This window comes from Exiguobacterium sp. UBA6282 (assembly GCF_002440475.1).
GTDB lineage: Bacteria > Bacillota > Bacilli > Exiguobacteriales > Exiguobacteriaceae > Exiguobacterium_A.
Window position 1 is genome coordinate 70,569 of sequence record NZ_DJUM01000031.1, and the last position, 17,598, is coordinate 88,166.

Annotated in this window: 19 protein-coding genes and 1 pseudogene; 8 read left to right on the top strand and 12 right to left on the bottom strand. The window is 42.9% G+C overall.

All coding sequences use genetic code 11. The features are described 5' to 3' along the window. Positions 1-6 precede the first annotated feature (6 nt). The 5 genes from B2751_RS09720 to B2751_RS09740 form a co-directional block, all read right to left on the bottom strand. Complete coding sequence (locus B2751_RS09720) at positions 7-1,353, bottom strand: GH1 family beta-glucosidase (RefSeq protein ID WP_290774494.1); 1,347 nt, start codon at positions 1,351-1,353, stop codon at positions 7-9. A gap of 22 nt (positions 1,354-1,375) precedes the next feature. Next, entirely contained in the window at positions 1,376-2,299 is a 924-nt protein-coding gene (locus B2751_RS09725; protein WP_290774496.1) for a carbohydrate ABC transporter permease, read from the bottom strand. 3 nt (positions 2,300-2,302) lie between these two features. After that, positions 2,303-3,199 carry a carbohydrate ABC transporter permease gene (locus tag B2751_RS09730; RefSeq protein ID WP_035411191.1) on the bottom strand — a complete coding sequence of 299 codons (897 nt, stop codon included), beginning with the start codon at positions 3,197-3,199 and terminating at the stop codon, positions 2,303-2,305. A 58-nt stretch (positions 3,200-3,257) separates the two neighbouring features. Continuing rightward, positions 3,258-4,565 carry an ABC transporter substrate-binding protein gene (locus B2751_RS09735; protein ID WP_290774498.1) on the bottom strand — a complete coding sequence of 436 codons (1,308 nt, stop codon included), beginning with the start codon at positions 4,563-4,565 and terminating at the stop codon, positions 3,258-3,260. Between the two features lie 189 nt (positions 4,566-4,754). After that, positions 4,755-5,768 (bottom strand): LacI family DNA-binding transcriptional regulator, encoded by a 1,014-nt coding sequence (locus B2751_RS09740; protein ID WP_290774500.1) that lies wholly within the window; start codon positions 5,766-5,768, stop codon positions 4,755-4,757. A gap of 207 nt (positions 5,769-5,975) precedes the next feature. On the opposite strand from B2751_RS09740, the gene B2751_RS09745 reads away from it, so the two are divergent. The 3 genes and pseudogenes from B2751_RS09745 (at position 5,976) to B2751_RS15280 (ending at position 7,064) form a co-directional block, all read left to right on the top strand. Beyond that, entirely contained in the window at positions 5,976-6,398 is a 423-nt protein-coding gene (locus B2751_RS09745) for a VOC family protein (protein ID WP_290774502.1), read from the top strand. A gap of 88 nt (positions 6,399-6,486) precedes the next feature. Further along, a pseudogene (locus B2751_RS15320) lies at positions 6,487-6,858 on the top strand (DUF3885 domain-containing protein); the annotation flags it as partial. After that, positions 6,804-7,064, top strand: a complete 261-nt coding sequence (locus B2751_RS15280) for a DUF3885 domain-containing protein (RefSeq protein ID WP_414655214.1) — start codon at positions 6,804-6,806, stop codon at positions 7,062-7,064. The pseudogene B2751_RS15320 and the gene B2751_RS15280, both read left to right, overlap by 55 nt. A 45-nt stretch (positions 7,065-7,109) precedes the next feature. On the opposite strand, the gene B2751_RS09750 is transcribed toward B2751_RS15280, so the two are convergent. Beyond that, a complete protein-coding gene (locus tag B2751_RS09750) occupies positions 7,110-7,955 on the bottom strand; it encodes a hypothetical protein (RefSeq protein WP_290774504.1) in 846 nt (281 codons plus the stop codon). 145 nt (positions 7,956-8,100) lie between these two features. Between B2751_RS09750 and B2751_RS09755 the strand changes: the two genes are divergently transcribed. Both B2751_RS09755 and B2751_RS09760 read left to right on the top strand, forming a co-directional pair. After that, positions 8,101-9,753 carry a DUF2075 domain-containing protein gene (locus B2751_RS09755; protein WP_290774506.1) on the top strand — a complete coding sequence of 551 codons (1,653 nt, stop codon included), beginning with the start codon at positions 8,101-8,103 and terminating at the stop codon, positions 9,751-9,753. After that, positions 9,732-10,043 carry a nucleotide pyrophosphohydrolase gene (locus B2751_RS09760; RefSeq protein ID WP_290774508.1) on the top strand — a complete coding sequence of 104 codons (312 nt, stop codon included), beginning with the start codon at positions 9,732-9,734 and terminating at the stop codon, positions 10,041-10,043. Before B2751_RS09755 ends, B2751_RS09760 begins: the two co-directional genes overlap by 22 nt. Before the next feature lie 135 nt (positions 10,044-10,178). Here B2751_RS09760 and B2751_RS09765 read toward each other — a convergent pair whose 3' ends face one another. The 3 genes from B2751_RS09765 to B2751_RS09775 form a co-directional block, all read right to left on the bottom strand. After that, positions 10,179-11,981 carry a DUF262 domain-containing protein gene (locus B2751_RS09765; RefSeq protein WP_290774510.1) on the bottom strand — a complete coding sequence of 601 codons (1,803 nt, stop codon included), beginning with the start codon at positions 11,979-11,981 and terminating at the stop codon, positions 10,179-10,181. A gap of 83 nt (positions 11,982-12,064) precedes the next feature. Then, positions 12,065-14,380 carry a DEAD/DEAH box helicase family protein gene (locus tag B2751_RS09770; protein WP_290774514.1) on the bottom strand — a complete coding sequence of 772 codons (2,316 nt, stop codon included), beginning with the start codon at positions 14,378-14,380 and terminating at the stop codon, positions 12,065-12,067. Then, positions 14,377-14,700: a nucleoside triphosphate pyrophosphohydrolase gene (locus tag B2751_RS09775; RefSeq protein ID WP_290774517.1), complete on the bottom strand. Its 324-nt coding sequence runs from the start codon at positions 14,698-14,700 to the stop codon at positions 14,377-14,379. The genes B2751_RS09770 and B2751_RS09775 overlap by 4 nt, the downstream gene beginning before the upstream one ends. 89 nt (positions 14,701-14,789) lie before the next feature. Here B2751_RS09775 and B2751_RS09780 point away from each other — a divergent pair, with 89 nt between their 5' ends. Beyond that, complete coding sequence (locus B2751_RS09780) at positions 14,790-15,179, top strand: RidA family protein (protein ID WP_069940214.1); 390 nt, start codon at positions 14,790-14,792, stop codon at positions 15,177-15,179. A gap of 34 nt (positions 15,180-15,213) precedes the next feature. Here B2751_RS09780 and B2751_RS09785 read toward each other — a convergent pair whose 3' ends face one another. From B2751_RS09785 to B2751_RS09795, 3 genes are read right to left on the bottom strand one after another with little or no spacing between them, the layout of a single operon-like run. Continuing rightward, a complete protein-coding gene (locus tag B2751_RS09785) occupies positions 15,214-15,477 on the bottom strand; it encodes a hypothetical protein (protein ID WP_290774519.1) in 264 nt (87 codons plus the stop codon). Then, positions 15,467-15,829, bottom strand: a complete 363-nt coding sequence (locus B2751_RS09790; RefSeq protein WP_290774521.1) for a hypothetical protein — start codon at positions 15,827-15,829, stop codon at positions 15,467-15,469. Before B2751_RS09790 ends, B2751_RS09785 begins: the two co-directional genes overlap by 11 nt. Further along, complete coding sequence (locus tag B2751_RS09795) at positions 15,826-16,263, bottom strand: hypothetical protein (protein ID WP_290774523.1); 438 nt, start codon at positions 16,261-16,263, stop codon at positions 15,826-15,828. Before B2751_RS09795 ends, B2751_RS09790 begins: the two co-directional genes overlap by 4 nt. Before the next feature lie 149 nt (positions 16,264-16,412). Here B2751_RS09795 and B2751_RS09800 point away from each other — a divergent pair, with 149 nt between their 5' ends. Together B2751_RS09800 and B2751_RS09805 are read left to right on the top strand one after the other, a co-directional pair. After that, positions 16,413-17,093, top strand: coding sequence for an ABC transporter ATP-binding protein (locus B2751_RS09800; protein ID WP_290774525.1), 681 nt, complete (start codon positions 16,413-16,415; stop codon positions 17,091-17,093). Beyond that, positions 17,086-17,598 (top strand): ABC transporter permease (locus tag B2751_RS09805; protein WP_290774527.1); only part of this gene is annotated, 513 nt, incomplete at its 3' end. The genes B2751_RS09800 and B2751_RS09805, both read left to right, overlap by 8 nt.

A 17,598-nucleotide genomic window follows, 5' to 3' on the forward strand; every position in this document is an offset into this window, starting at 1 on the left:
TTTTCCTTATACGCTTTGGGGAAGCGTAGCTTTATGTCGCTTGATCACGTTCGCATACCAATGAGCACTGTCTTTCCAAATTCGTTCCTGTGTCTCGAAATCGACATAAAGGATTCCGAAGCGTTTTTCGTAACCGAAGCTCCACTCGAAGTTGTCAAGAAGCGACCATAAGTAGTAGCCATCAATATTCATGCCTTCTTCGTTCAAATCCGAGATTGCTTGCAAGTGTTGCGCAACATAATCGATTCGGTTTTGGTCGGCGACCCGTCCTTCGATCAGCTCATCGTCAAATGCGGCTCCGTTTTCTGTAATATAGATTGGTAAATCTGTATATTCCGCTCGCAATCGGCGAATTAAGTCCTTGAATGCGTTCGGTGCAATGTCCCAGCCCATCGCGGTTCTGTCGTAGTCCGAATACGCAGCTTTTTGTAGAAAATCATTTGCTGCGCTGAATTCGACGAGGTTACGGCTATAGAAATTAATCCCGAGGAAGTCACACGGTACAGCAATCGTTTCCATGTCCCCTTCCTGGATGAAAGCAAACGAATGGACATATTTTGAGAAAAGATTCATCATGTCGACCGGATAATGTCCCTTAAAGACCGGATCAAGGAACCAACGATTCGCATAACCATCTGCATTATTCATCGCCAACCGATCATTGACCGAATTTGTCTTTGCATATTTAGGCGCCAGATTGAGTGTAATGCCGATCGGTGTCGTCGATTTCATCTCTTCCTTCAGCATCTCGACTGCTTTTCCGTGAGATAAGAGCAAATGATGCACCGCATGAACGGCTTCGTTCAGATCAGTATGGCCGGGTGCATGTTCCCCGATGTGATAGCTGAGGAACCCAGCACACCACGGCTCATTGTGCGTAATCCAAGAGTCGACGACTTCGTCAAGCTCCGTAAAACATGCCCGTGCAAAATCAAGGAACCAGTCGACCGATTCTCGGTTGACCCAGCCGCCTTCTTCGTACGCCCAGAGTGGCAAATCCCAATGATACAGTGTGACAGCCGGCTTAATGCCCTCTTCGCGCAAGCGTGTTGCAAGCTGCTTATAAAACGCCATGCCTTCAGGATTATAAATTCCTTTTTGCGGAAAAATCCGTGGCCAGGCAATCGAGAAGCGATACGTATCGACGCCAAGCTTCTTAATATGGGCGATGTCCTCTTCATAACGATGGTAATGATCACAAGCGACGTTACCGTTTTGCCAGTTGAAGACCTTGCCATCTTCTGCGCAAAACGCATCCCAGATGGAAGGCGTCCGTCCGTCTTCGTTGTAAGCGCCCTCGATTTGATACGACGATGTGGCTGTTCCGAATACAAAGTTTGGTGCAAATTTCATGTATGTCATCTCCTTTGACGAATTATTCTTTGACGGCACCAGCCGAGATACTGCTAACGATATACTTCGAGAGGAACAAGAAAGCGATCATGATCGGCACGACGGAAATCGCGATGCCGAGATACAGTGACCCTAAGTTCTCTGCGACTTGTGAACCTTTTAAGAATCCCATCAAGACCGGGAGCGTATACTTTTCCGGTGAGAAGAGTAAGACGAGCGGCATGATGTAGTTATTCCACGAACCGATGAAGGTGAAGATCGACATGGTCGCGATCGCGGGCATCATCATCGGTAAGGCGATCGTATGGAAAATCCGCCATTCGCTTGCTCCATCGATACGCGCTGCTTCAATCAAACTGGGATGGAGGACCGTCTGGACGTACTGCCGGATGAAGAACACGGTGAACGGGCTAGCAATAGCCGGTACGATGAGCGGAATGAAGCTATCGAGCAATCCTAAGTTTTTGCTGAGCTCATAAAAACCGATCAATCCGAGCTGTCCTGGAATCATCATCATGATCAGCATGAACACGAACAAGACATTTTTTCCTTTAAATTGATAGAATGCAAAACCGAATGCGGTCAGGGCGGAAAAGTATCCCGACAAGACGGTCACGAGTACAGCAATGATCAAGCTGTTTTTAAAGCCGGACCAGATATTGACGTACGAACTCAACGCCGCGTAGTTGTCAGAAAGCGAGTTGCCCGGGATCAAAGAAAAGCCGGACAGGACTTCTTCATTTGACCGGGTTGCGTTGACGATCATCATCAAGAATGGAATGATGCAGGCAATCGTCAAGGCAATCAATGCGAGGTAAATGATCGTTTTTCCAAGCCATGGTTTTTTCCGTTTTGGAGGCGGCGTCAATCGAAGCGGATGCTCCGAGCGTTCTGGTTGTTCTTCCGTTTGTGGCACGAGCCGGCGTGCTTCTGCATTTCGTTCCATCGGTCAGGCTCCTTTCGGTGAACGTTCTTTTCGGAACATCCCTTTGAAGACGATGATTGAAAAAACAAGAGTGATGGCAAACAACCCATAAGCGACAGCTGCAGCATAGCCATAGTTGTTGTATTTGAATGCCTGGTTATAGAGATACAGCACCATCGTATTCAGTGCCCCGTCCGGCGCCCCAATTCCATCTGTGATCAGCATCGGCAGGTCGAACAATTGCAAACCACCGATCAGTGAGGTGATCATGATATACAATAAGATTGGCTTGAGCAGCGGCAAAGTGATTCGAGAAAAAATTTGCCATCGGGTCGCTCCGTCAATCAAGGCCGCTTCAAAATAATCTTTCGAGATGCCAGACACGCCTGCCATGACGACGATGAACGAGTGACCGAGCCACATCCATGTCAGGATGAGCGAGACAGATACTTGTGCCGTAACAGGTTGTGTCAACCAGTTGATTGGCTCTGAAATAATACCGATCTTCATCAACATCATGTTGAGCGAGCCATGTTGCCAGTCGAGCAAGATTCCAAACAGTAACGCCACGGAGCTGATCGTAATCAAGTTCGGCAGATAAAAGGTCGCTCGGAAGAACGCGAGCCCCTTCAATTTCAATTGGAGGTCGGAGAACAGCAATGCAAGCAACAATGCCCCGCCAATTTGTAAGGTAAAGTTGACAGCCCAAATCTTGATCGTGTTAAAGAACGCTTCGATGAAGTAACTGTCACTCAGTAGCCGAGTATAGTTCGCAAGACCAACGACTTGTTCCCCTTCAGCCCCCGTATAGTTCGTAAAGCTGTAATAGAATGTCAGGGCGACCGGATAAATACTGAAGATCAGGAAGACGATCCAAAACGGTGCGATGAAGAGATACCCAGTGCGATCGATTTTTTTCACAGGTTAAGCTCCTTTCTTCCATGAGAAAAGGTGAGGCAGGATGCGCCCCACCTGCTCGTTATTCGGGTACTTTTACATCAGGGTACGCGTTTTTGACTTTTTTATAGAATTCCGTAAGAGCTTCGTCCTTCGATTGTTTTCCGCGAACATACTCTGTCACGGCAGCTCCATAGAGCGTGTCAAGTTGTTGATCATACTTCGTGACGATGCCTGGTTTGATTTGGTCTGCTTGCTTTAAGAAAAATTCGTAGTTGTTCTGACCATCCAAGAACTCTTCTTTAAAGTTGGTCTTGATTTTATCCGTGACTGGCTTGAATGCTAAGACGTCACCCGTTTCCTTTGCCCAGTCTGTCAAGAATTCTTCGTCCTGCGTCATCATTTTGACGAAATCATAGGCGAGTTTTTGTTTTTTCGAATCTTTGTAGACGCCTAACCATGTTCCGCCCCAGAAGTAAGGACTCGGTCCGCTCGTGACAGCCCAGTCTCCTGCGGATTTTTTCACGTTTTCCTTCAAGACGCTATGCAGTCCCCAAGTCGGTAACACATAAGAGAAGACCTCTGTCTGAATTTCCTTGCCATTCTCTTTGACTTTGACTGGTTTATCCATGCCGGCGTACCACGATGGTGACCATTCCGGTGCAAGGGCCGTATATTGTTTCGTACGGAGTTCTTTTGCGTAGTCCATATATTCTTTTCGCGCATCGGTCAAGACGAGCTCCTGCTTGTCGTTGACCCATGGTTGTGGATCATTGCCTTGCACGAACCAGCGAATCGATCCTTCATCCGGGAACATTTTATAGCCTTTTTGCTTCATTTTATCGGCGACTTCAAACACCCCATCCATTGAATTCATCATGCCGCCGATTTTTTTCGGGTCATCTGTTCCGAGTACTTTTTTCGCAATGCTTCGTTTGTAGTAAATGCCTCCTGGCGTCGTTTGCCAAGAGAGCGCACGCACGTTTCCTTCTTTATCTTTCCCCATGTCAAATACATACGGAATATAGTCTTTTGCGGCGTCATCTGCATTAAACGGCTTTTCGGATAAATTGGCCCAGTAGCCAGCGTCGACCCATTGCTTCAAGAAGGCGATTTCACCCGTGAAGATATCTGGTGCCCCGACGCCACTTTCAAGAGCTGGTTTCAACTTCGTCGGATAGTCGGCCATCGGCACGATCGTCAATTCGACTTTGACGCCATTCTTTTCTTCAAATTTTTTGATTGGTTTTTTTAATTCATCCGTAAACGACCAGATCTTTAAGACCTCTTTGCCACCACTTGTAGTGTCTTCGCCACTTCCCGTACATCCCGCTAAGACAGTTGCCGTCATGGCACCAATCGTCATTGCACTAATGAACGCCTTTTTCATTTCATCCCATCCTTTTTTAATAGTTTTTAAGTAAGCGGTTTCAATTTAATCTTTTAATTCGAAAGCGCTTTCGAAAATGACAAGAGAATAATCGAAAGCCCTTTCGGAACTGCCGTAAAAATAATTTCGGAATCGCTCTCGCGTTTTCTCTCTGACAACCAGCGAGAGCGATTCCGAAATCGTCGCACGTCACACAGGTACAGGACCTGTCGAATGACGAACGATCAACTCGACGGGAATGACGTCTTGTGTCGTCATCCGCTGTTTATCGACAATTTGTTCGATCAAGACTGAAGCCGCATGCTGACCAATCGTTTCCGTATCTTGCCGGACAGTCGTCAGCTTCGGTGTGATATACTTCGCCATCTCGATATCATCGTAGCCTACGAGTGAGATATCTGTTGGAATCTGTAAGCCAGCTTCATGAATCGCTTCAATAGCGCCGATTGCCATTTGGTCCCCTGCCGCAAAGACAGCAGTCGGTCGATCCGGTAGCACCAACAATTCTTGCATCGCCCGTTTTCCTTCTTCTCCGGAAAACAACCCACCGTTTGCAATATAGCCGTCCGGAATCGGCAAACCGAACTGAGTCATTGCTTGTTTATAACCTTCGATCCTTGCTGCACCAGCATCCGTCGTCGTATCGCCAGCGATATGCGCAATCCGGCGATGACCTAATTCATATAGATGCTCGACGGCTAGTCGCCCACCCGTAATATTGTCGGAATAGACGACGCTACAATCCGGACTGTACATATCAACGACAACGATCGGAATCGTACTTTGAATCAATTCTTGAACGTGCAGATCCAACTGGTCCGAACAGATGACGACAATGCCATCAACTGCTCGGTGCCGAAAGTGCTCCAAGTAACTCATGTCCCGATTACGTAAATTTCGTGATGCAAAAATCAGATCATAACCTTGTTGCTCCGTTGCTTTCCGGAAGCTTTCAATGATCGCATTAAAGAACGGATGCATCATGCCGACACCATGTGCTTCTGAAAACATGACACCAATCGTCCACGAACGTTTTGTCGAGAGCGATTGAGCATGCGCATTCGGCAAGTATCCCATCTCAGCTGCCGCCTGGACGATCTTCGCTTTCGTCTTTTCACTGACATCTGAATAATTATTTAAGGCTTTCGAGACCGTCGTGATCGAAAAACCAGTCATCTTCGCTAAATCATAAATTGTTCCCATACTACTCACTCCATTTCACCGAAAGCGCTTTCGATAAATTTAGTATACGAAGTCTTTCTGGAAGTTGCAACCTATTTTTTATAAAAATCAGATAAATTGAAACCGTTATCATTTATACTAAATAAATCAGCAACCCACTCTTTTTATACGAACAAATGTTTGGTATACTAAAAGAAACACATTCTCCCTTTTGAAAGGAGCTTTCCCATGCCGATTAATCCGTATCTTGTCTTTAATGGAAATACCCGTGAAGCGTTGACGTTTTACAAGGAGGTGTTTCAGGAAGAAATGCCGGAAATCATGGAGTTCGGACCAGGTCCTGGACCGGATGGTCAACCGTATCCACCGGAGCACCAGACACTGATTTTACATGCGCAGCTTATCGTCCATGGCACACGTCTCATGTTCTCAGACGCGATGCCGCAAGATCCTGTGACGTTCGGACAAAACATTACGTTAGCCCTTCACTTAGCCGATGTGGAGCTATTGCACGAAACGTTCGCGCGGCTCGCTGAAGGCGGCAAGATCATCATGCCGATTCAAAAGACGTTTTGGAGTGAAGCCTACGGTATTGTCGAAGATGCGTTTGGCGTACAATGGCAGGTTAATCATGAAACGAGTATGGGCTAATGAATAATGATCCGGCTTTTAGAAGCCGGGTCATTATTCATTCAAGAAACAAGTGTAGCGCATTATACATTGAAGGGAGGGGTTCCTATTGAATCACCAAGAGCTGTATACGATCTTTCCCCAGCTCGTCTTATATCCGAACTTATTTTATCACAATGCGAACGGAATCCGCTTTGAGCTAGGCGATTCAACATTGCTCAAAAACGTTGGTCTAGATGATCCGAATTATCTAGAGTCCGCCTATCGAAAAGCCCTAACCTTATTCGAAGCCATTCATGCTCCATCTGATCTTATCACATGGATCGTGCAGGTCAGTCCCTACAAAAGAACAAGCGGTTGGAAACCGGTCGTGCATAGTGGATTTGTGAAGTACTTGAAGTCCCCTTCCTTCCGCTATCGCCTGCGGTGCGATCGTACACCGCAATATGTGGAAGAGCATCCCTATGCTACATACACATTGTCTTTGACCTGTACNNTCGCCCTTCTTTTATCCATCGTACCTTTTTCTTTAATCCGAGACGAAAGAGTCTGTTTCACATCTATGATGACCGAGGCTGTGACCTGATCGGCGAAACACCTGACGCTATCCGTGATCTCTACGATGATTATAAGCATTGGATATTGAACTATGATAAAAACACTATTGATCAGACATTCTCACTATAAAGAGGCGATTCTTTGACTTAGAATCGCCTCTTTATTAGCTCTCGCTTAAATTAAAGAAGTCGAACGCACAGTCGACTGAATCAACTGCTTCACCCAAGCTTGTCTTGCTTTTACTGAAAACTCTTCATTTCCAAATACCTCTACTCTAAAGGGCAGCGTTTTTAACAACTGATGTTCCAATGCTTTTCGTTCCCTTAAGATTGCAATCGTCCCTTCCACTCCTAATAACGAGTGATTCACACCATATGCTTGCTCCGTGTAATAGGATACGAATCCGTCCGCCCATTCTGGTGGACGCTCTTGTAATGCTTTACGGAAGCTTCTCTCTACATCCTGTTGATCAACATAGACGAGAACAGGTTGTAGCGGCGTAATGATTGTCGCTATGCGTTCGATGTACGCTTGTAACGTCGCTTCCGGTAGATCGTATTTGATGAGCCCCATCGTCAATGGATTTTGTAAAAAGCAGCATTCAAAAATATACGTTGTATTCGCTATCAAAGCTTGAGCAACGAACGCTTCCCACTTCTTTAGTATCAGTGATTGATGTAACTCGAACGGTAGTTCATAGATATCACGTGCTCGCAAAAATGAAAGCGCAGCTTCAGCAACATTCTGTTTTGACTGCCACTGACGATATGATACAAGCACATAATCATTGAACACCTCAGCAAATCGTAAGACATCGAGTGAAGCGTACTTACTTTGAAACTCTACCCATTCACTAAGCGTTAAGTAAGCGACACTCTCATAATCCGCAGGATGATTGAGGTCTCCTTCGATATGAAGACGCGTATTGATTTGTTGCTCTTGGAGTAGACGAGTCAATGCTTCAGCTGTTGTTGTTTTGCCTGAGCCTGGGAGCCCTTCAACTATAAATAATTTTGTCATTAGTTCTTTTCCTCCTGACTAAATAGCATGTTTAAAATTCATATGCTATATAGATTACAATTTATAGTATTATTTAGTTATATAAATTACATTATATTACATGCGATTCAAATCATGTATCATTACCTTGAGAGGATTTCATACAGTGAAAAATCTTTATTTTGAAAAACGTAAATTTACTTATAGTGACGTAATCAATACACATTCGGATTTTATAGACGATTATCCAATCGTTTACCTATTGTACAATTCAACTAAAGAACAAGCATATGTAGGGCAAACGGTTCAAAAAAACCAAAGATTAAAATCCCATTTAAAAGATTCTCGACGTAAACAACTTGATCAAACAATTTTAATTGGACACGAGCAGTTTAACCAATCGGCCACTTATAACATAGAGTCTAATTTGATCAATTTTCTGATTGCTGACGGTCATTATAAGTTGCAGAACGTCAGTCAAACAGCCTCTCGCTATACTCATAATTATTATCAAAAGTCCTTTTTTAATGAGACGGTCTTCGAAAACATTTGGCAACGATTGCGTGAAGAAAGCATTGCTAAAGGAACACTTGAACACCTACGCAATAAAGATGTATATAAACTCTCTCCATATCGTGAATTGTCTGAGCAACAACTCGAAGTAAAACAAGCAATACTAGAATATTGCAAAATAAATATTACACAATCAGGACATCATGTATTTATTGTTGAAGGAGATGCCGGGACAGGCAAAAGTGTTTTGCTTAGTTCTTTATTCAATACAATCCAGGACCTGTCGAAAGATACAAGTTCCGCTCTTTATCAAACAGACAATTACCTACTTGTTAATCATAGTGAAATGCTAAAAACGTATAAATCGATTGCGGGAAGCTTACCGAACCTGAAGAAAAAACAATTCCAAAAACCTACACCATTCATAAACACACTAAGTAATCAAAACATGATGGTAGACATTGTACTAATTGATGAAGCACACCTCCTCTTAACAAAAGAAGATACGTATAATAACTTCCATCAAAAAAATCAGCTGAACGAAATCATCACACGTAGTAAAGTCACTATTCTAATTTTTGATCCTAAACAAGTGTTAAAAATCAAGAGCCACTGGGGACGTAATACTCTTCAGGAAATCGTCGGTCCCTTCGCAACGAAAACGTTACGATTATCCAAGCAATTTCGGATGCGAGCTAGTCAAGAAACATTACATTGGATCAATCGTTTTGTAGAACGAGAAATCTTACCGTTACCATCAGACTCTAATTATGATTTTCAAATTTTCGAAGATCCTGAAGCATTCAAACAAGCAATTTTTCAAAAAGATCAAAAATATGGGCTTTCAAGAATGGTATCAACTTTTGACTATCTTCATAAAAAAGATGGTGCTGACTATTACGTAGACGAGGATGGCATCAACCTTCCCTGGAATCGTAGCTATTCAAATATAACGTGGGCAGAGCAACCCGAAACGATAAATGAAGTTGGATCAATCTATACAATTCAAGGATTTGATTTGAATTATGTAGGTGTTGTGCTTGGCCCTTCCATTCAATATGACGAAGAGACTCAGCAACTAGTCATTGATCCTAAGCAGTATAAGGATAAAGGTGCCTTTATTTCGCGTCAGGACTTAAGTAAATCAGAAAATGAACAGGCAAAGGAAGACATCATTTTAAACTCATTAAATGTTTTAATGAAACGAGGTGTAAAAGGACTTTATCTTTATGCTACGGATCTGCAATTGCGAAAACGTCTATTACAGCTAAAGGAGAATGACTCATGCATGAAATTGAATTTTTAATAAAAAAAGTCGATGACTTTCGGGATGAACGGAATTGGAGGCAATATCATAACGCTAAAGACTTAGCGATTTCTTTATCTATCGAAGCATCTGAGTTACTAGAGGCTTTTCAGTGGAAGACAAGTGAAGAAGCTTGGGAAGAGAATAAAGAGAATATTAAAGAAGAAATTGCTGATGTATTAATTTATGCGTTAACGTTATGTAGTGAGTTGAATTTAAAAGTTGAAGATATTATCTTAGAAAAAATCAATAAAAATAACATAAAGTATAAAATCGATGAAATTAAGTAAAACTCTATAAATTCATTATATTTATTATAACTGTTTTTAAAGATCATATAAAAATTAACAATGAAAAAATATAGCACTAAAAGCTCATTATTATTCTAGCTATATTTTTTCATTGTGCTTAAATATTCAATTGAATTAATCAGTAGAAAAAACTTTTAACACTAAATCCGCTAATTTTTTTGTGCGAGTATCAATATCCTGTATGGTCCAAGATGTTTTTAAATTTCCTGTTAATTCATCAGTAATGATAGATTTATTTATAAATAGTTTGGTACGTAACCCTGTATATTCTTGAGATCCTTTTGGCCTATAATCACGCTTTTCTATAAAATCATTATTACTCAATTCAGAGTTATAACCAGTAAGAGTAATGTTTCCTATTCTATGCATATTTTCTTTTTGAAGATTTTCAGCGTGTNNTATATTATCTGGAGCAATCATTTGCTTCCATGATTTCTTAAGATCAATATTTTGCGGTAAGACATGTTCTAGCGTCCAAATAGGTTTCCCATTCTCATAATCATCTAATGTATCCTTATATTGTTTATTAAATAAGTTTCCATATCTTCGTTCAATTTCTATTAAGATGAATCGAACTGTTTGTGGTGAAGTATCATATACAGATTCATCTAATCTCACTAAAAATTCTTCATCGCTTACTTTTATAGGATTTAAAATATTCTTAATTGTTAGTAAAGCAATATCATCTAAGTTATCTTCGATTTTCTCAAGTTGGCGGACAGTCTGTATTGCTTTCGCACGAATGTTTGAAGATTTAGGTTTTAGCACAATATTTCTGCGAACATAGTAACTCACTAAATAGTCAAAAATAGAAGTTAATGTATTCTCAGAAATTTTTTTCTCAGTTAGCTTTTTTAATAAAAATAGCATTAAAGGGTATATTGGAGATGTTTCAAGTTTAGATAATTGTTTAATTTTCATTCGGAGATTCTCATTAAAAAATAATTCATCGCTACTTTTTATTTTAGGAATAATATTAGAGAAAATTTTTGCGTTAATTAATAATGTCTGTATATATTTATACTTCTTTTCTTTGAATAATTTCTCATACTTTCTAAGGGAAGCTTGTTTAGTTATTGAAGAAGTAGAATCACTTTCAAAAGTATCATAATTATTTTGGAAAAATTGTGTTATTGAAGGAATATTTGTTTCTCCGTTCTCATTAGAAAAAATGTGAATCAGCTTACTCCATTCTTCTAAAGCCATACTATCTCCAATATCTTTTACTGCTTCACTTAGGTAATATGACTTCAATAAATCAATTAGTGTCAAAGGTAGTCCTTTAGCATTTAAAGAAATAAAAACTGAGTAAGCATCGGTTAAATCGTTAACTGTGATTCTTAATAATTCTATGTTATTTAACTTTTTATAAAAATTTTCTATTTCATCCAAATCATTTATACCATCAATATTTATAAGACTTTGAATAAATTTATAACGTTTTCCAAAGGTTCTATTTCCGAATTTACCCTTCTCTTTATCTTCAAACACTTGAAGATAATTCATGAAAATCCCTGCATCTGGTTCAAGTAATTTTAATTTAGGTTTATTTTCATAACCTATTAGCTTTCGTTTGATATCTGTTTTTAAAGAATAAATAGATTCTCTTTGTCCTTTTGAAGAGTCTTTGTCATCGATATTATTTAGTTCTTCATAGATCGCTAATAAAAACAGAGCAATCGTTGTAAGCCTCTGTTGACCATCTACAACATCAAATTCATTTTTATTCTGAGAAGGAGTTACCAGTAAATTCCCTAGATAGTATCCAGATTCTTCGTTGATCACATCATTGTAAAGTGATTCGATATTACTGTCATTCCATGAATAATTGCGTTGGTATATCGGAATTTTATATATTGTTTTTCCTTCAATAGAAAATATTTCAGAAATAGGTTTTGATTCAGGGTTTATATTCATTTTTTCTCCTCATTACGTTTTATTTATCATAACAATTAAAAACTTTATAGAACTTTAATAATTGCATTTTATCTTATTATCCTTCAGTTTAAAAAGTAATTTATTAATCTATAATTAATTATACCCTGTATTATTTTAAAAATTTCATTTGGAAATTTTAGTGAAACTAAAACTGATAAATGATAATTTTTATATACAAATGGTGGTCCAATTTTAGACATTGGCTGTTTTATTAATAAGCGCTCTATTTTATGTTTATTAAATTCTCCTTTTAACTCTGCCGTTTGCGCATCCTTCAATTCCCGATACTTCTCCGCATGCAAATACTCATAAAAGAATGGTGCTACTTCTTCGGCCGTAATCGGCTCCATCCAACGCTCTTCTCCCCGCTCAAGCATAGCTAGCAAGACGACCATCTTATAGCTCCGGTTCATGATCGTCTTTTCGACCTGCTCAATCAATTCACGATTTGCGTCGTACGCTTCGACCTCTTCGCCTGATAACTCCTGATGCTCTTTCAAGAACCCAACATAAGAACCCCACTCCTGTTTATAGCCTTGCGGAACGGCTGCATACTCTCCGATTTCAACATAGGATGGTCGACGACCGAGTTCGTATTTGATTTGCTCGTACTGCTCGATCAACCGTAACTTCCGCTGACTTGGTTGCCTGAGTCGATGAATCAACTCTAGTGCCCGCGTATCGAACTCAATAACACAGCCAGGTGGTGGCGTAATCGGTTCTGTCTCCCCTCGCTTGAACGATTCTTTCATCTTCCCGAGCAGTTTCAGTTTCGTCTCGACGTTACGATAGTTCCCGATCAAATCAATGATGACGCAGTGCGATTTGTCTTGTGCTAATCGTAGTCCGCGTCCGATTTGTTGCGTGTAGATAGCGACGGATTCCGTCGGACGACAGAACAGCAGTGTATCGACTTTCGGAATATCGACACCTTCGTTGAATAGATCGACAGTAAAGAGAACGTCAATTTCGCCTTGCTCGAATGCTTGCATGTATTTTGCACGATTCGTCGTCTTTCCGGTCAGTGCAAATGCCGTCTTTCCTTTATCCTGGAATACTTGCGCCAGATATTCCGCCTGCTTAATTGACGAACAAAAGCCGATCGTCTTCGTTTGCCGATGTTTCTCCCACGAATGATAAATATTATCTGCTACTTCACGATCAAGTTGTCGATGCTCGAGCTGCGACGCATCATACGTCCGACCGATTCGTCGAATCTGGGAATAGTCGATCGTGTCGTGAATACCGTAATAATGAAACGGCGTCAAAAAGCCTTCAGCAATCGCTGCTGTGAAATGCATCTGGAACGCAACGTTATGGTGACAGATCGCATAGACATCCGCACCGTCCATCCGGTCTGGTGTCGCCGTCAGACCAAGCAGGAAACGGGGCGTGAAATGATCGATGACCTTCCGATAACTCGTCGCTGCCGCGTGATGGAACTCGTCGACAATGATGAGATCAAACTGGTCCGTTGCAAAGCGATCCAAGTGACGTTTTTGCGCCAACGTCTGGACGGAAGCGAAGACGATCTCCGTCGTCTCCGTGACGGTCCGGTCACTGCCGATATAAAAGCCGGTCTGCCACGCCGGATTGACTTTTTTAAACGAACGCTCCGCTTGCAGTAACAGTTCTTTTTGATGCGCCAGGAATAGGACTCGTGTAAAGTCTCCCGCAAAGAACGCACTGAGGTAGGTCTTCCCTAATCCAGTCGCAAGCACTGCCAACGCCCGTGTCCGTCCTTCTTCCATCGTTTCCCGTAACGCGTGCAGCGCTTCTTCCTGCACCCGGTGTGGCAGGATTTCTTGTGAAACGACGACCGTTCTTTCGTCATACTCGACTTCTGGTTCCGCGACATATTGACGTGCCGCGTACTCTTGACGATAGGTTTCTAAGACAACCGGATTCAGTTCTTCTGCCGATTCACTGAGATAAAGATCCATGAAGGCATCAATCGCATCATCAAGGATCTGTGGAGCGACAGCTTGCGGTAGATGAACGTTCCATTCAATACCGGACCGAAGCGCACTGTTCGAGATGTTCGACGAACCGACGATTGATAAGCCAGTCTCTGCGTTTCGAAACAGATACGCTTTCGGATGGAAAGAGCGTCCACCTGACCGATAAAAGCGAACTGACAACCCATCAAGCGCAAGCAACTGCGCCAATGCTTCTGGATCGGTGATATGTAGATAGTCGCCAATCAACAGCCGAATCTCGGCTCCTCGTTGCAAGGCACGACGAAATGCCGGGACGAGCAAGGCGACGCCTGACTTCTGAGCAAACGCTGCGACGATATAGACTTCCTCTGCCTGATCAATGGCCTCGACGAGTGAGTCATATAAATGATGCGTCGTCAGCTTCGCTTCCGGGATCAATCCTCGACCTCGATCAGGTAGAGGCGTTCTTCGAAGCCGCCTCGTTGTTGCTGTTTCTTCGCTCGGACGGCTTCCAGTTCCTCGACTGTCACGCCATGCGTTTTCGCTAACACCTGGATCAGCTCCAGTAAATCGGCTAATTCCTCGACAGCATCTGCGTCCGTCGTCGCTTCCTCGTATTCAGTGAGTTCTTCATGCAACTTCTTTTTGGCTTCCACTAGGAATTCATTTTCGTTCAGCGTTCGGAACGTCGCTTTTTTCCCGTTTTGGTCGATGATGTTTGGAATCGTGTCTCGAACTAATTTATGATAAAGTGGCATATCAATTCACTCCTTTGAAGGGTTGAGGGATCTCCGAGTCGAATCACTCGGTGTCGTACATATGTATTTTATAAGAGGAGGTTCTTTTCATGTCTACATTCAAACAGATTGACACAACGAACGCCCCTGCTGCGATCGGTCCTTACTCGCAAGGCTTTATCGCGAACGGAACACTCTATGCTTCCGGTCAAATCCCGATTGATCCGGCAACAGGTGAACTTGTACCAGGCGGAATCACGGAGCAGACGGAACAAGTCATGCGAAACGTCGATGCCATCCTGAAAGAAGCAGGACTGACACCTGACCGCGTCGTCAAGACGACATGCTACTTAACGAGCATGGAACACTTCGCTTCTTTTAATACGATCTACTCCGATTACTTCGCACCGCACGATCACTTCCCGGCTCGGTCTTGTATTGCGGTTAAGGAACTACCAAAAGGTGCATTAGTTGAAGTCGAGATTTTAGGACTCGTGTGATCTAATCGCTACGCACTCGCTGCGTAGCGTTTTTTTATCGCAGTCCCCAGCGTCCTGTTCCTTTTCCGGTCTCACTGTAAAAAAGGTCCTGCTCTCCCCTATACAATTCACACTCACTCGCATGCAGGTAAATCAATTTCCGGATGCGTGCCTCGAGTCCTGCCTCTGATGTAAAGCGTGATAGATCCAAATGCTCTGCTTGCCTGAAACGCTGGTAGATATCAATTAAGTCGAGTGGCGATTGTCGTTCTAGGATTCGCTGAATTACATCAAGTAATTGTTGGCTCTCATCCGTCATGTCCCTCTAACTCCTTTTTCATCACTTTGTTTTGAATCACATTCATCATAATCGGTATTTGCACGACCAGATTCAAGACACTCACTCCAAGAACCAGTTGATTGACTGTCAATGGATTGAAGTATCCTTCGCCATATCCTTCTCCTACACTGAGTGCAATCCCGTACGAAATCGCAAATGAAACTATGTTACCGATGACGATGTATTTCGGTTTCCCCCTCCGCGCAAGGGAATACGATAAAGCACCAAGTCCAAACAAAAATAAGACATATCCTAGTATTGAACCCTCTTTCCAGTCGAGGTAAGGTCCAAGCCACGCAAACGGAATCAGATACAATAGGGCTCGTTTCATCGTTCATCCTCCCCTTCTTCGTCTTTTCGGTTACTCCCGGCATCATAATAACCGTATAGCAGTTCCCGAATCATCCACCATCCAGGTGGAAACACGTTTGAGTGTGACACTTTTTCTGTGCCGTGTTCTGTCGTCACATGCATTTCCCAATCCGTTCCGTCCATAATCGTAAGGCTTTCAGGATTCGAGTACTCCCGCCATTTCTCGGCATCGAACAAATCTGACCACATGTCGATTAGATAGATATCCTCTTCCGTCAGTTTTATAAGTAACGGATCCATTTCGTCAGGTAAAATTAATCCATGTGGAATCCATGGGGCTAATACTTCTTCCTCATCTTCCGCACGAACTGTCTGACTTGTACGGTCCCACCAAAACGTCTGTCCTCTTCCCATGCCGGACTCTCGGAAATAAATTCGTTCGACTGTTTGCATCACGCTCATCCTCTAAAATTGATATTTCCATTATAGCCCATTTGCTATTTTTAACCTGTTACATTTTTTACTACGGTTCTGCTGATTTCTGTGACTGTGAAACATTTTCCTCCTTATATCAGTAGATGTAGTGAAAGGAGATGTTTCATATGCATGTATCCATTCACCAAGCTGGTTATGACGTCGGTCAGCCCGTCTTACAAGAGATCGCGTTTGCTTTACAGCCTGGATCCATCACCGGTTTGATCGGTACGAACGGTGCAGGAAAAAGTACGACGATTCAAGCCATGTTCGGTACGCTGCCATGGGTCGAAGGAGAGATCGATTTACCGGCCTCACTCGCCTATATTCCGGAACAGCCGACCTATTACGAATATTTGACGCTCGCCGAGCACCTTGAGCTGGTCGCCTCACTTCACGAGACAGATCACGCTTACACGGAACGACTCTTAAAGACATTCGAACTGCATGCTGTCACAGGTGACTATGTATCCTCTTTCTCTAAAGGAATGAAACAGAAGGTGATGCTCGTCTGTGCCTTGATGCAACGCGCAGACTGCTTGATCATCGATGAACCGTTCGTTGGTCTCGACGCGGTCGCAACGATTCGGTTGTTGCATTTACTTGAAGCAGAACGAACGCGTGGCGTGGCGATTCTGCTCGTCACTCATGTCCTCGATTCAGCGGAACGGCTTTGTGACGATTTCGTCTGGATTGATCAGGGACGTATCAAACATCAAGGAACGCTCGCTCAAATCGGTGAAGCCGCTGGTCAGCCAGGTGCCCGCTTATTCGACATCATGGAAGCGATGGTGCTCGAGCATGATTGAAACCTTTCTGAAGCAACGGATCCGTCGACGTCACGCGGAACAGCGTCGCTTCTTTCGAGAAATCTTCGACTGGACGATCTTGCTGTATCTTGTCGTTCCAGTCGGTCTGTTCATCATCTATGAGACGGTTCAGATCTTAAGTGGTCAAGCGGACTGGGTTCAAACGGTTCCGATCGCTTGGATTTTACTCGGATGGATTCTATATGGATTCCTGCCCGCCTTTTACGCTTGGTTCGAACCAGCGGACCGTCTCTTCTTCAAACTGGTTCCTGGAGCAATCGTCCGAATGAAGCGGTATTCTGTTCGGTATCACTTCGTGCGGATTTTCTTATTAACGGCCGGCTTACATCTACTCTGTTTCCCGCTACATCACATCCGGTTTGACCAATCTAGTATCACCGTACTGCTGACTAGTCTCGTGCTTTCTTTACTCCAACCGTTCTTTAGCTTCTGGACATACCGGTTATCTGGGCAACGGTTCTTGCGGAAATGGAGCGGTCATCTC

Excerpts from the sequence above, each read along its gene's own strand:
- B2751_RS09720 (WP_290774494.1), bottom strand. The coding sequence starts at position 1,353 with ATGAAATTTGCACCAAACTTTGTATTCGGAACAGCCACATCGTCGTAT.
- B2751_RS09725 (WP_290774496.1), bottom strand. The coding sequence starts at position 2,299 with ATGGAACGAAATGCAGAAGCACGCCGGCTCGTGCCACAAACGGAAGAA.
- B2751_RS09735 (WP_290774498.1), bottom strand. The coding sequence starts at position 4,565 with ATGAAAAAGGCGTTCATTAGTGCAATGACGATTGGTGCCATGACGGCA.
- B2751_RS09740 (WP_290774500.1), bottom strand. The coding sequence starts at position 5,768 with ATGGGAACAATTTATGATTTAGCGAAGATGACTGGTTTTTCGATCACG.
- B2751_RS09745 (WP_290774502.1), top strand. The coding sequence starts at position 5,976 with ATGCCGATTAATCCGTATCTTGTCTTTAATGGAAATACCCGTGAAGCG.
- B2751_RS09750 (WP_290774504.1), bottom strand. The coding sequence starts at position 7,955 with ATGACAAAATTATTTATAGTTGAAGGGCTCCCAGGCTCAGGCAAAACA.
- B2751_RS09760 (WP_290774508.1), top strand. The coding sequence starts at position 9,732 with ATGCATGAAATTGAATTTTTAATAAAAAAAGTCGATGACTTTCGGGAT.
- B2751_RS09775 (WP_290774517.1), bottom strand. The coding sequence starts at position 14,700 with ATGCCACTTTATCATAAATTAGTTCGAGACACGATTCCAAACATCATC.
- B2751_RS09780 (WP_069940214.1), top strand. The coding sequence starts at position 14,790 with ATGTCTACATTCAAACAGATTGACACAACGAACGCCCCTGCTGCGATC.
- B2751_RS09785 (WP_290774519.1), bottom strand. The coding sequence starts at position 15,477 with ATGACGGATGAGAGCCAACAATTACTTGATGTAATTCAGCGAATCCTA.
- B2751_RS09790 (WP_290774521.1), bottom strand. The coding sequence starts at position 15,829 with ATGAAACGAGCCCTATTGTATCTGATTCCGTTTGCGTGGCTTGGACCT.
- B2751_RS09795 (WP_290774523.1), bottom strand. The coding sequence starts at position 16,263 with ATGCAAACAGTCGAACGAATTTATTTCCGAGAGTCCGGCATGGGAAGA.
- B2751_RS09800 (WP_290774525.1), top strand. The coding sequence starts at position 16,413 with ATGCATGTATCCATTCACCAAGCTGGTTATGACGTCGGTCAGCCCGTC.